This window comes from Corticicoccus populi (assembly GCF_042686195.1).
Classification (GTDB): Bacteria; Bacillota; Bacilli; order Staphylococcales; family Salinicoccaceae; genus Corticicoccus; species Corticicoccus populi.
In genome coordinates this window covers 503,285-516,925 of record NZ_JBHUOQ010000001.1, presented here as the reverse complement: position 1 = coordinate 516,925, position 13,641 = coordinate 503,285, and the positions used below count along the sequence as shown (strand labels likewise).

The window sequence follows — 13,641 nt, the reverse complement described above, 5'->3', positions numbered from 1 at the left end:
TAATTAATATAAGTTGGATTGTTGAGGAGAATTTCTAATGAAGGATAATTTTTACAAAGAAATAGAACATAAACGTGCTCAGGAGTCGAAAGAAAAAGCGGCATCAAAAAAAGAGCCTAAAAAAGACGGGAAAGCAGAAAAAGAAGAACCTTCTCTAAGTCGAAGCGCCAAATATAAAGAGCGTGAGGAAAAAGATCGACTTAAAGAAAAGGAGAAAGAAGAAAAAAAGGAAAGTGAATTTGTAGCAGGTGCTAAAAAAATATTTTCCAAAGAAAATGTCGATAAATCCAAGGCGTTTTTTGCGGGGAAATTTTCCAGCTATAAATCACGTGTCGGCTCTGAACTGAATACCACTAAAGAAAAGATAAATGATATGCGCTCTCAAAAAGGTGAGTCCCCCGGGTCTGAAGAAACCCCCAAAAAAGAGAAGCAGGAAGGGAAGAGAAGCCTCCTGCCTATGATTATCGGCGGTGTTATTTTAGTTCCTGTTACTGTGATTCTCTTCGTCCTGATCGCAAGTAACTTCTGGCCGGAAAATAACGGTATGGATATTGCCGGAGAAAATGCCGAAAATGAGACGGAAGAAGTTGCGGATGCAGGTAATGAAGAGAATGAAGAAGTTGAAGATCAGAGATTCGAAATGGAACGCCGCATGGCTGAGTCGCAGGATGACAATTCAGATGAGAATGCAGACGAAACTGAAGATGCTGACACTTCTGCAGATGAAGCAGATAATGCAGATAATACGGAAGAAAGTTCTGAAAGCTCTGATGATCTTGCAAGTGAAAATGTAGAGCATGAATTTAGTGAAGCAGAGTCCGAAGCTCTGGAAGAAGCTGCCAGTGCTGCTATAGAAGACAGAGAAAACACAGAAGAAACGAATGATTCTTCTGAAAACACTTCAGAAGAAAGTGAATCCGTAAACGAGAGTACTTCAGAGTCATCTGAAGAGGAAAACACAGAAGAAAATGCAGATGTTGATGTTGAATCTGAAGATGTTCCATCAGGTGGTACATCTCATACAGTAACGGGCGAAGACAATCTATATCAAATTGCCATTAGATATTACGGCAGCGGCAACCCTGATAATGTCCAAAAGATAAGGGATGCAAACGGCATCAGCGGTAATGATTTATCAGTCGGACAAACAATAGTAATTCCAGAGTAGGTGCAGAAATGACAACAGTTGAAGCAATAGTAATCGGCGCGGGGCCATGCGGTCTCAGCGCTGCTATAGAACTTAAAAAAAATAATATTGATTATTTAGTAATAGAAAAAGGGAATGTTGTTGATGCGATTTATAATTATCCGACACATCAAACATTCTTCTCATCAAGTGAAAAACTGTCAATCGGAGATTTTCCTTTTATCACTGAGGCCCATAAACCAAAACGTAATCAGGCTTTAGTTTATTACAGGGAAGTGGTTAAACATTACGACTTAAATATTCATACGTATGAGGAAGTCACTTCCGGCAGAAAAGAAGACGATTCCTTTGTTCTTGAGACTTCGAAAGACACGTACAAATGTAAATATCTGATTGTAGCCACCGGTTACTACGGGCAGCCGAACTTACTCGATATTCCGGGTGAGAAAAAGGATAAAGTATTCCATTATTTTAAAGAAGCACATCCTTATTTCAACCAGAATGTTTTAGTAATCGGCGGAAAAAATTCGAGTGTCGATGCAGCAATTGAACTCGAAAAAGCCGGTGCCGGGGTGACGGTCGTATACCGCCAGGATGCCTATTCAAAAAGTGTGAAACCATGGGTTCTGCCTCAATTTGATTCATTAGTTAAAAATGAGCAGATTACGATGCATTTCAACACAGAGGTCAAAGATATTAAAGACAAGTATGTCGTACTTGAAAAGGACGGGAAAACCTTCGAAGTGCCGAATGATTTCGTTTTTGCAATGATCGGCTATCATCCTGACTACCGGTTCCTGCAGTCATTCGGAATTGAACTCAATACGAATGCATTCGGTGTAGCACCGAAGCATGATAAAGAAACGATGGAATCCAATGTAGACAATTTATATATTGCCGGTGTCATCGCAGCAGGCAATGACGCCAACACAATATTCATAGAGAACGGCAGGTTCCATGGTATTCAAATTGTAAAAGACATTGTAAAAAAAAGATAAAGGTATTAAAAAACGGCGCTATAAAAATAGCACCGTTTTTTTAATTCTGTCTGAATGATTCAGCGAGCTCTTCATATTCAAGTTGATTGGATAAAGCGATTAATAATTTTATTCTGGCTTTCTGACCATTTAAGCCGTTTGAAAAAATAGCACCAAGATTTTTAAGTTCTCTTCCGCCGCCTTTGTAATCATAGTAGCCTCCGACGATTCCATTAAAAGACCGTGACACTACAACAGCTGGAATATCCGCTTCGATAACCTTCCTCAGCCCGTCAAGTGCTGAAGGCGGGATATTCCCCTGACCGAGTGCCTCTACAATTAAACCATCAAAGTTATTTTCAACGACAGCCTCAAAAAATAAAGAGTCCAGATCAACATGCGCTTTAATTAAAGCAATTTTTTTATCTGTATCTACATGTTCAAATTTTTCTTTAGTCTGAATGCTGTGATGATAATACACATCATCTTTTGTTACAAAACCGATTGGTCCGTGATTTGGACTTTGAAAAGTCGCAACATTGGAAGTATGTGTTTTAGTAACAAACCGGGCTGTATGGATTTCATCGTTAAACACAACCAGTACACCACGGTCTAAAGAAGCTTCATTTTCTGCCACTCTTATAGCAAGCAGATAATTATACAGTCCGTCACTGCCGAGTTCATCAAATGACCGCATTGCACCGGTCAGAACAATCGGACGTTTTGTATTTACTGATAACTCGAGGAAATAGGCTGTTTCTTCAAGAGTATCTGTTCCATGAGTAATGACGAATCCATCATACTCACTTTCATGTTTCTGGATGATTTCTTTAATACTGTCCATATCTTTTACGGTAATGTGCGGTGACGGTTTCGTAATCGGATACACTTCTGTGACATTGACAGGAAGGTCCAAGTTATTTTCAACCGTGACCGGGTTTTTCTGCTGTTCACTTACTACACCGTTATTTGAAGACATACTGATTGTTCCGCCGGTATGGATGGCAAGAATATTCTTTTTCATAATCAACCTCCACTAAATTCGAAGAATTAAAAATATACTTCATTATCTTAACATGTTTCACACACATAAAATCATTTCCATGATATTTTCAAGTAATATATTATTTATCAGTAATAGCGTTTCTTCATTTTCTGCAAATATGATAAAATGTACTGGAACTATCAATTGAGGCGGGTATATATGAAAATAATTAATATTGCAATAGACGGTCCGGCTGCAGCCGGGAAGAGTACAATTTCACGGAGAGTTGCAGGCAGACTGAATTATATGTATATTGACACAGGCGCAATGTACAGAAGTGTCACTCTGTATGCTTTAAATCATGGAACGGAGCAAATGTTCGACAATTTAAACCGAATAGATATCCGGTTCAAAAATGAAGATTCCGGAAATCAGAGGGTTTTATTAAATAATGAGGATGTTACTGAAGCCATTCGTTCAAAAGAAGTCACTGCGAATGTCAGTAAGGTTGCAAGCTATGAAGCAGTCCGGACATATCTGGTTAATATGCAGCAGCAGCTGGCGGATGAAAAAGGGATTGTGATGGACGGACGGGATGTTGGTACAACAGTACTGCCGGATGCCGAACTGAAAATATTTATGCAGGCTTCTCCTAAAGTGCGGGCTGAACGCCGGTTAATTGAAGAGCGGGAACGCGGTAATCAAGTTGACCTCGAAACATTGACTAAGCAGATTATGGAACGCGATGAATTCGACATGTCGAGGGAAATTTCCCCGCTGGTGCAGGCTGAAGACGCCTTTTTACTTGATACAAGCGAGATGACAATTGAAGAAGTAGAATCATGTATTATTAAACTCGCACTCGAGAAAGTGGAAGGGGAATAATTATGCTGTACAATGTGGCAAAAAAATTAGTAACTGTATTTTATAAATCCAGATTTAAAATTAAAGTAATCGGTGAAGACAGAGTGCCGACTGAAGGTCCTGTTTTAATCTGTTCCAATCATATTTCCGATTTTGATCCACCGTTAATCGGAATCAGTTTAAAAGGGGAAATGTCCTTTTTTGCTAAATCAGAATTGTTCAAAATCCCTGTTTTCGGCAACATCGTATCACGACTGAACACCATTCCCGTTGAACGCGGTAAAAGTGACCGGCAGGCGCTTAAAGACTCTGTAGAGGCTCTTAAAGAAGGACGTACAATGCTTGTCTTCCCGGAAGGGACCAGAAGCAGGGACGGAGAGCTCAAAGATTTCCAGCAGGGGGCAAGTTTCATGGCTGTTAAGGCTGGTGCTGTTATTGTTCCTGCTGCGATTAAAGGTAAATATAACAGAAAAGAAGGAGTCACTGTTGTATTTGGAAAACCAATCGATGTTCAAGAAATGGTAAATGAAGGAAAAAATCGCAAAGATATTACACTCAGACTGCGCGAAGACATCAATAATCTGTTATTTTCAGAATAATCACTTGACAAATATACTATTTTATAAGAAGTTAGTTATATAGTTTATAGTAATGTAATTGGAGGCAGACACATGACGACAGAAGATATCTTAAATGAAGAAAACAACGAAGAAGTTAACAATCAAACTGAGGGTGATACTGAGGTAGATGAAAATACTGAAGTTAACTCTTCCAGCGGCTATAATGTAGGCGACAAAGTTTCAGGTACCGTCTACAAAGTCGAGGATAAGTTCATAAGAGCACATTTAGACGGCTCTGAATATGAAGGTATTGTCCCGATTAGTCAACTTACCAACCAAAGAATTGAACACCCGAATGAAGTAGTGTCGGAAGATGACACAATTGAAGGTGTTGTAATTAAAGTTGAAGAAGAAGAGGGCCGTCATAACGTCATCCTTTCTGTACGTAAGTTAGAAGAGACGAAAAGCTATGATACTCTTGAAGAAGCGGCAAAAAACGATGAAACAATTACAGGTACTGTAATGGACGTCGTACAAGCCGGTCTTGTTGTTGATGTAGGTGTCCGTGGATTTATTCCCGCATCACTTCTTTCAGATGAATACGTTGAAGATCTCGAGCAGTTTGCAGGACAGACTGTTCAGGTTAAAGTAGAAGACATCGACAAGGAAAAAAATCGTGTCATTCTAAACCGTAAACGAATCATTGAAGAAGATAAAAAGCAGGACAGACAAAAACAGTTATCCAACTTGGAAAAAGGATCTGTAATTGACGGTGAAGTTGTGAGAATCACAAACTTCGGTGCTTTTATCAACCTTGGTGACGTAGACGGACTTGCACATATTTCAGAACTCAGCTACACTCGTGTAGAAAAAGTGGAAGATGCCGTAAACATTGGTGATAAAGTAAAAGTTAAGGTCCTGGATGTAAATCCTGAAAATGAGCGTGTCAGCCTTTCTGTTAAGCAGGCAGGAACAAGCCCGTTTGATGATTTTGCCAAAGAAAACTCAGTGGGCGATACTTTAGAAGGAACCGTTAAACGCCTTGTTGATTTTGGTGCTTTTGTTGAAGTTGCACCTGGTGTTGAAGGACTTGTTCACGTCTCTGAAATCAGCCACGACCATGTAGCTGTTCCATCTGATGTATTGAAAGTAGAAGAGTCAGTTCAAGTTAAAATTCTATCAATAAATGAGGACTCTGAAAAAATCTCACTTTCCATTAAAGAGACCACAGAACGTCAGCCGGAATCAAAAGACGAACCTAAAGTATATAACGATGAAACAGAAGATGACCGTCCAACACTTGGAGATGTATTCGGTGATCGTTTTAAAAACCTGGATTTATAATCGAGATTTATCTTTTTAAAGGGCGATATAATATCGCCCTTTATTTTTGTTTGTATGTTAAAATTATTTTATTAGAGGAGGCAACACTTATGTATAAACCGACAATTGCTGTAGTTGGACGCCCGAATGTAGGGAAGTCAACATTGTTTAATAGAATTATTGGTGAGAGAAAAGCGATTGTGGAAGATACCCCAGGCGTAACTCGTGACCGATTATATGCGACCGGAGACTGGTTGAATTATGAATTTAACGTTATAGATACCGGCGGCATTGAAATTAAAGACGAACCATTTCAAGAACAGATTAAAATGCAGGCTGAAATTGCAATACTTGAGGCTGATGTAATCCTGATGATTGTAAACGGTCGTGAAGGTGTTACAGAAGATGATTTGTTTGTAGCACGGATTCTTCAAAAATCAAAGAAACCCACTGTTCTTATGGTAAACAAAGTGGACAATTTTGAAATGAGAAATGAAATATACGAGTTTTACCAGCTTGGTTTAGGTGATCCTTTCCCGGTTTCCGGCTCTCATGGACTGGGACTTGGCGATGCACTCGATGCTGCGACAGATTATTTTAAAGACATTGAGATAGAAGAGGAAGAAGACTCATCTATTAAAGTCTCACTGGTCGGACGTCCGAATGTAGGGAAGTCCAGCTTGATTAACGCAATCCTCGGGGAAGACCGGGTCATCGTTTCCGACATAGCCGGCACTACACGTGATGCTATAGATACACACTATACATTTGACGATGATGAGTATACTTTGATTGATACTGCCGGGATGAGAAAACGGGGTAAAGTCTATGAAAATACTGAAAAATATTCTGTCCTTCGTGCGAACCGGGCGATTGAACGGTCAGATGTCGTTCTGTTTGTAATTAACGGGGAAGAAGGAATTATTGAGCAGGATAAACGTATTGCAGGTATTGCCCATGAAGCAGGACGTGCGGTCGTCATTGTTGTCAACAAATGGGATGCTGTTGAAAAAGACGAAAAAACCATGCAGAAATTCAAAGAAAAAATACGGCAGCAGTTCCAGTTCCTGGACTATGCACCGATAGCGTTTGTATCTGCTAAAACAAAATCCCGCTTAACAACTATTTTCCCGCTTGTTAAAATAGCAAACGACTCCCATAAAAAACGTGTTCAGTCCAGTACACTGAATGAAGTAATTGTAGACAGTGTCAGCATGAACCCGACACCGACTGATAAGGGCGGACACAGACTTAATATATTTTACGGTACACAGGTGAGCGTCGGTCCTCCGACATTTGTCCTCTTTGTAAATGATACTGAGCTGATGCATTTTAGTTACCGGAGATATATTGAAAACCAGCTTCGCGGTGCCTTCGGGTTTACGGGCACACCGATTCATATTATAAGCAGAACAAGAAACTAGGAGGTCACTGATTGATGAATATCTCAATACTTGGTACCGGCAGTTTCGGTACAAGCTTATCCATGGTACTTGATGATAATGGTCATAGTGTAATGATGTACGGCCGCAGCAATGAAACTGTGGATGAGATTAATACAAATCATACGAACAGCAGGTATTTGGAAAATATTAAAATTAATCCGTCTGTAAAGGCATCGACTGATTTTGAAGAAGTGGTGCGCCATGCAGACATCATCGTCATTGCAGTACCGGTTAAGGCCGTACGGGCGGTCTCAAGAGAGCTTGAAAAAATTTTGCTGCTTCAAAACAGGAAAGTCCTTATTGTCCATGTAGCAAAAGGTCTCGAGCTTGGTACACACTTAAGAGTCTCTGAAATTATAAATGAAGAAATGTCAGACCAGACAGCCAGTGATATTTGTGTTTTAAGCGGCCCGAGCCATGCAGAGGAAGTGGCATTAAAATCACCGACGACTGTCAGTACAGCGTCTATTAAAAATGAAGGTGTAAAGACCATCCAGGATGTCTTTATGAATGAAAACTTCCGTGTCTATGTTAATGAAGATTTAGTCGGCGTTGAAATCGGCGGTGCACTGAAGAATATCATTGCACTTGCGATTGGTACACTCCACGGCCTCGGGTTCGGTGACAATGCGAAAGCTGCAACGATTACGCGCGGTCTTCATGAAATCGCCCGCCTTGGTGTGAAAATGGGGGCCAACCCCCTGACATTTCTCGGCCTGACAGGTATGGGGGATTTAATTGTTACAGCAACAAGTGAACACTCAAGGAATTTCAGATGCGGTATTATGCTTGCAGAAGGGCTTACACTACCGGAAGCAGAAGAGAAGATGGGCATGGTCGTTGAGGGTGTGAATACAACAAAGGCAGCATATGAACTCAGTGACCAGTACGGCGTTGAAATGCCGATTACTAAAGTTTTATATCAATATTTATTCCACGATATTTCCGAGCAGGAAGCATTCTCAAAACTAATGCAGCGTGAAAAGAAGAGTGAAACAGACGGACTTAAAGATTTACTGGAAAATCAATTAAAAGATTGGACTAGAGAGTGATAAAATGTTTGGGATTTCAGCAATGGACTTAATGTGGATATCTTTTATATCAATAGGTTCAATGGCGCTTGGAGCAGTATTAATTTACCTGGCAAGATATGTCATTAAAATTAAAATTCTGAGTGTCATTGTTTCTATTATTGCATGGTGTCTTTTAATTCTCGCGTTTATACTGATGATTCCCGTGTTGGGAGGCAGTGGATAAATGAAAATACTAAAACTTACACTAATTCTATCTGTGACATTTATCCTCAGTGCCTGTCTGTACCCGGAATCAGAACGCATAGAAAACCAAATGCCTAATGAGGCACAAATTGATACAGTTCAAAATGCAGTAGAGGCATTCAGAGAAGACTCCGGCGGTCTGCTGCCGATTAGAACTGTTTCAAATACAAGAGAATACTTTGAGTATCAGGTTGACTTTGAACGGCTGATACCTGAGTATCTTGATGAACGTCCGGAGTTGTCTTTTGAATCCGGAGGAAAGTATCAGTTTATCATAATCGATGCAGAAGATAATCCTACAGTGAAACTTGCAGACTTAAGTATTACCGAAGAGGTTCGTTCTCTTCAACTGAGGATTAACGGCATGGGTGAACACGTGCAGATGGGTGAACAAATAGGGCCAAACGTCTATCCGCTTGATTTGGATTTTTATAATTTAAATGAAAATCCGACAATAACAAGCCCTTATACAGGACAGTCATTAAATGTTTACTATAACGGCGGCGAAGAATTTATTGTGGATTACAGACCGGATATCGGACAAATTATTGAAGAGCAGGGGCTCGAGTTTGAAACCGGTGAAGATGTCCGGCATGTATTATACGACCACACACCTGTTGTGCCGATATATTCACCAGAGATTACTGTCGACGAGGATAATGAGCCAATTTTTATGACAAATGTACACAAAAGCCCTGAGTGAAGCCTTTTTGCACCAAATTCTAGGGGAAATCCATTGCAGTCGATAAACGACTGTGTTAAAGTCAAAACATAGTGATAAAACATTATCATTATACTCAATATAGGAGGTGCACTATTAATGAATAAGACTGATTTAATCAACGCTGTCAGCGATAAAGCTGATCTAACTAAAAAAGAAGCAGGTGCTGCTGTAGACGCAGTTTTTGATTCAATTCAAGACTCTTTAAAAGACGGTGAAAAAGTACAGCTTATCGGCTTTGGTAACTTTGAAGTACGTGAGCGTGCAGCAAGAAAAGGCCGTAACCCACAATCTGGTGAAGAAATTGAAATTGCAGCATCAAAAGTACCGGCATTTAAAGCTGGTAAAGCACTCAAAGATGCAGTTAAATAATTACACTCGATAGGCCTAACATCTGTTAGGCCTATTCATTTATAAGGTGATTAATATTATGAAAGAATTGATGAACGAAATTTCAGTTGTACTGGGTGATGACTTTACAGAAGAACTAAGAGGAAATCCCTTTTTTAATTATTTCGAAAATAATCAGGAATACATATATAATACCGGTGTTTCAAATGCTGTTCTATGCTTCAATGTTGCCATGAATATGCTGGACTTTGAACCTGACGGAAATAACAGGGAAAATCATGTTCTGAGCGGCGACTATTTATTCAGTAAATTTTACAGTATTTTATCAGCAAATAATGAATTTCAAGTCCTGCATGATGTCTCTAAGTTATCCACTGAAATGATTTCAAAAAAATCACGGATGATTGAACAGGACAAAAAATGGTCCAAAGATGATATAAAGCACATTATGTTTGCACCGCTTTTATATTTAGTTGAAAACGGCTATGCACATCATCACTTAACTAGTATAATTGATGAGTATGTAAATCGTTTGTATGATGAAAATATACCGTACTATATCAGGAATAAAGGTGAATTTAATGGACAAAGTAAGCCGTGTACATAAAATATTTAATGCTGTTTCCAAAGACTACGATAAAATGAATAACCTGATCAGTCTGAATCAGCATACCATCTGGCGAAAAAAAACAATGACTGAAATCTTTGTTAAGGATGGCTGTAAAGTTCTGGATGTATGCTGCGGCACCGGAGACTGGACCATCCAGCTTGCTTCAGCAAACGGCAATGCGGAAATAACCGGTCTTGATTTCAGTGAGAACATGCTGAAAGTCGCTGAGAACAAAGTATCAGAATTCGATAATATTAAACTGATTCAGGGGAATGCAATGGAACTTCCTTTCGATGACAATACCTTTAATATATTAACTATTGGTTTCGGTCTTAGAAATCTTCCCGATTTTAAAAAAGCTGTCGAAGAATTTTATCGTGTTCTTGCTCCCGGCGGACAGCTCGTTATTTTGGAAACATCAATCCCGGATAATAAATTAATCTATACAGGTTTTGATTTTTATTTTGGAAAAATCATGCCGTTTATGGGCGGCGTCATTGCACATAAAAAAGAGGAATATACATGGCTGTATGAATCAACAAGCGACTTCCTGACTAAAAAATCACTAACCGACATTTTAACCACTACAGGATATATCAACACAAAAGTCATCCCCCATACTTTAGGGACAGCGGCGACACATATCGCCTACAAGCCGCTGGATTACTTATGACTTTAATGTCGCTGAAAAAATTTCTCTCTCCCGATTTTAATAAAATCAACAAGATTATTAAGCACACACTTTCTCCGGAAGGCCCTGTTGTTAATAATGAAAGCTATGAATTATTTAAATCAGGAGGAAAAAAAATCAGACCGACCTTCACATTACTTGCAGGTAAACTGGGGGATCCTGAAAAATACCAGCAGGTACTGAATACAAGTGCTGCTCTGGAGTTGATTCACATGGCTACTCTTGTACATGATGATATCATTGATGATTCCAATCTAAGGCGCGGTCAGTCAACGGTTTATTATAAACACGGCTATTTTCAGGCTGTAAATACTGGTAACTATCTACTGGCAAATTCAATTTATTTAGTCAGTGACATCAAACATCATGAATTCCACAACACCTTCTCAAAGGCCATTGAAAGTATTGTAGAAGGTGAGCTGATTCAATTTAATCAGCAGTTTGATGCCCTCCAGACAATGGAAGATTACTACCGTAAAATATATAGAAAAACAGCACTGCTTATTGAAATGAGTGTTAAGCTCGGCGGTTATGCAGGTAATGTAGAACAGTCCGTACTCGATGCACTGATTAAATACGGTTATCATATTGGAATGAGCTTTCAAATTATCGATGACTGTCTGGACTTTATCGGAGATGAGAAATCTCTCGGGAAGCCGAAATTTTCAGACTTACAGAACGGACATTATACTCTGCCGGTATTACTTCTCCGTGACAAAGATGATGTTTTCAAGGAAAAATTAATGTCGTATCAGCATAATCCAACACTGCTCCAGGAATTAACCAGACGTGTACTAGAGAGCAGTGAGATTGATAATGCAGTAGAAATCAGCAACAATCATATCGCTGAAGCAGACAATGCAATTCGTAATATCGAAGAACCTTACCGTGCATATTTTCTTGAAATATCAAAAAAATTAAAAAACCGCTTAAATTAAAATTGAATACAGTAAAACTTTAATGATAAAATATAATAGAATTTACTTAAAGGAGCAATTAACATAATGGAAAAAACTTTTCTCATGATTAAACCCGACGGAGTACAAAGAAATTTAATCGGTTCAATTGTCAGCCGTCTTGAAAACAAAGGATTCAAAATTGTAGGTGCAAAACTGATGCAGGTTTCTGAAACTCTTGCACAAACACACTATCAGGAGCATAAAGAGAGACCTTTCTTCGGTGAACTAGTAGAATTCATTACTTCAGGTCCTGTATTTGCAATGGTTCTTGAAGGTGAGAATGTAATTTCTACAGCACGTCTCGTCGTCGGCTCCACAAATCCTCAGGAAGCATCCCCTGGTACAATCAGAGGTGACTTTGGACTTACAGTCGGTAAAAATATTATTCACGGTTCAGACTCACCTGAGAGCGCTGAGCGTGAAATTAATTTATTCTTTGATGAATCTGAAATCATCGATTATAATTTATCCAACAGCAACTGGATTTACTAATATAAAAATCAACTAAAGCTGGGTACGTCACTCAGCTTTTTTTCATATCATTTTAAGGAGTAGGTGGAACTTATGAGATTTTTAACATCAGGTGAATCACACGGTCCAAAACTAACTGCAATTATTGAGGGTTTCCCGTCCAATTTACCAGTAGATAAAGAAAGAATGGAAAGCGAACTTTTTAAAAGGCAAGGTGGATACGGCCGCGGCCGGAGAATGCAGATTGAAAAAGATTCTTTTGAATTCGGCAGCGGTGTACGTCACGGGAAAACACTCGGCAGCCCGATCATGATTGAACTAACAAATGATGACTTTAAAAGCTGGACTAAAATTATGGGCAGTGATCCTCTTTCTCCAGAGGAAGAAGATACATTAAAACGTGTCATCACAAAACCCCGTCCCGGACACGCGGACTTAGTCGGCGGCATGAAGTACAATCATAGAGATTTACGAAATATTCTGGAACGCTCATCTGCACGTGAAACTGCAGCACGTGTTGCAGTTGGTGCACTCTGTAAAGAGCTTCTCCATGCTCTCGATATCGATATTACAAGCCGGGTAAAACAAATCGGGGAAGTTGTTGATGAAGGTGAGTATTCATACAGTGAAATTGTTGAAAAAGCAGCTGTATCATCTGTCCGGATGGCTGACGAAGCGAAGACAAAGGAATGTGAAGCATTAATAGATGCTGCAAAGAAGAAAGGTGACTCTATCGGCGGGATTGTTGAAGTGATTGTAAATAATCCGGTACCCGGTCTCGGCAGCCATGTACATTATGACCGTAAGCTTGATGCGAAAATTGCCGGCAGTGTTATCAGCATCAATGCATTTAAAGGTGTGGAATTTGGACTCGGGTTTAAAATGGCCAGTACACCAGGTTCAAAAGTACATGATGAAATTCTGTACAATGAAGCTGAAGGCTATACCCGAAAATCAAATAATCTCGGTGGTTTTGAAGGCGGTATGACAACAGGAATGCCGATTGTGGTAAATGCTGTGATGAAGCCGATCCCTACATTGTACAAACCATTAATGAGTGTGGATATTAATACTAAGGAACCATTTAAAGCAACGATTGAACGCAGTGATGCATGCGCCGTTCCCGCAGCTTCTGTTGTGTGTGAGCATATGGTCGCAATTGAACTTGCCACAAGTATCCTGGATAAATTTCCACATGATGATTTTGAAGAGCTGAAACAGTCTATTGAACAGTATAAAACACGTGTTAGAGAGTATTAA

Annotated in this window: 16 protein-coding genes; 15 read left to right on the top strand and 1 reads right to left on the bottom strand. The window is 39.5% G+C overall.

Annotated elements, in window-relative coordinates:
• The first annotated feature begins 37 nt into the window (after positions 1 to 37).
• Both ACFSX4_RS02725 and ACFSX4_RS02720 read left to right on the top strand, forming a co-directional pair.
• Positions 38 to 1,168, top strand: a complete 1,131-nt coding sequence (locus tag ACFSX4_RS02725) for a LysM peptidoglycan-binding domain-containing protein (protein ID WP_377771302.1) — start codon at positions 38 to 40, stop codon at positions 1,166 to 1,168.
• Between the two features lie 8 nt (positions 1,169 to 1,176).
• Entirely contained in the window at positions 1,177 to 2,145 is a 969-nt protein-coding gene (locus ACFSX4_RS02720; RefSeq protein ID WP_377771300.1) for a YpdA family putative bacillithiol disulfide reductase, read from the top strand.
• Between the two features lie 40 nt (positions 2,146 to 2,185).
• Here ACFSX4_RS02720 and ACFSX4_RS02715 read toward each other — a convergent pair whose 3' ends face one another.
• On the bottom strand, positions 2,186 to 3,148 hold the full coding sequence (locus ACFSX4_RS02715; RefSeq protein ID WP_377771298.1) for an asparaginase: 963 nt from the start codon (positions 3,146 to 3,148) through the stop codon (positions 2,186 to 2,188).
• Between the two features lie 180 nt (positions 3,149 to 3,328).
• On the opposite strand from ACFSX4_RS02715, the gene cmk reads away from it, so the two are divergent.
• From cmk to aroC, 13 genes are all read left to right on the top strand, one after another.
• Positions 3,329 to 3,994, top strand: a complete 666-nt coding sequence (cmk, locus tag ACFSX4_RS02710) for a (d)CMP kinase (RefSeq protein WP_377771296.1) — start codon at positions 3,329 to 3,331, stop codon at positions 3,992 to 3,994.
• Positions 3,995 to 3,996: 2 nt separating this feature from the next.
• Entirely contained in the window at positions 3,997 to 4,572 is a 576-nt protein-coding gene (locus ACFSX4_RS02705; RefSeq protein WP_377771294.1) for a lysophospholipid acyltransferase family protein, read from the top strand.
• Between the two features lie 72 nt (positions 4,573 to 4,644).
• Positions 4,645 to 5,877: a 30S ribosomal protein S1 gene (rpsA, locus tag ACFSX4_RS02700; protein ID WP_377771292.1), complete on the top strand. Its 1,233-nt coding sequence runs from the start codon at positions 4,645 to 4,647 to the stop codon at positions 5,875 to 5,877.
• 89 nt (positions 5,878 to 5,966) lie between these two features.
• Positions 5,967 to 7,280 carry a ribosome biogenesis GTPase Der gene (der, locus tag ACFSX4_RS02695; RefSeq protein WP_377771290.1) on the top strand — a complete coding sequence of 438 codons (1,314 nt, stop codon included), beginning with the start codon at positions 5,967 to 5,969 and terminating at the stop codon, positions 7,278 to 7,280.
• 14 nt (positions 7,281 to 7,294) lie between these two features.
• Positions 7,295 to 8,353: an NAD(P)H-dependent glycerol-3-phosphate dehydrogenase gene (locus tag ACFSX4_RS02690; protein ID WP_377771288.1), complete on the top strand. Its 1,059-nt coding sequence runs from the start codon at positions 7,295 to 7,297 to the stop codon at positions 8,351 to 8,353.
• A gap of 4 nt (positions 8,354 to 8,357) precedes the next feature.
• Entirely contained in the window at positions 8,358 to 8,558 is a 201-nt protein-coding gene (locus tag ACFSX4_RS02685) for a DUF2768 family protein (RefSeq protein WP_377771286.1), read from the top strand.
• Positions 8,559 to 9,281, top strand: coding sequence for a hypothetical protein (locus ACFSX4_RS02680; protein WP_377771284.1), 723 nt, complete (start codon positions 8,559 to 8,561; stop codon positions 9,279 to 9,281). It abuts the gene before it with no gap.
• A gap of 117 nt (positions 9,282 to 9,398) precedes the next feature.
• Entirely contained in the window at positions 9,399 to 9,671 is a 273-nt protein-coding gene (locus ACFSX4_RS02675; protein ID WP_377771282.1) for an HU family DNA-binding protein, read from the top strand.
• 58 nt (positions 9,672 to 9,729) lie between these two features.
• Entirely contained in the window at positions 9,730 to 10,257 is a 528-nt protein-coding gene (locus tag ACFSX4_RS02670) for a hypothetical protein (protein ID WP_377771280.1), read from the top strand.
• Positions 10,232 to 10,933, top strand: a complete 702-nt coding sequence (locus tag ACFSX4_RS02665) for a demethylmenaquinone methyltransferase (protein WP_377771278.1) — start codon at positions 10,232 to 10,234, stop codon at positions 10,931 to 10,933. Before ACFSX4_RS02670 ends, ACFSX4_RS02665 begins: the two co-directional genes overlap by 26 nt.
• Positions 10,930 to 11,889, top strand: coding sequence for a polyprenyl synthetase family protein (locus ACFSX4_RS02660; RefSeq protein ID WP_377771276.1), 960 nt, complete (start codon positions 10,930 to 10,932; stop codon positions 11,887 to 11,889). Before ACFSX4_RS02665 ends, ACFSX4_RS02660 begins: the two co-directional genes overlap by 4 nt.
• Positions 11,890 to 11,955: 66 nt before the next feature.
• Positions 11,956 to 12,402, top strand: a complete 447-nt coding sequence (gene ndk / locus ACFSX4_RS02655) for a nucleoside-diphosphate kinase (RefSeq protein WP_377771274.1) — start codon at positions 11,956 to 11,958, stop codon at positions 12,400 to 12,402.
• A gap of 72 nt (positions 12,403 to 12,474) precedes the next feature.
• Positions 12,475 to 13,641: a chorismate synthase gene (aroC, locus tag ACFSX4_RS02650; RefSeq protein WP_377771273.1), complete on the top strand. Its 1,167-nt coding sequence runs from the start codon at positions 12,475 to 12,477 to the stop codon at positions 13,639 to 13,641.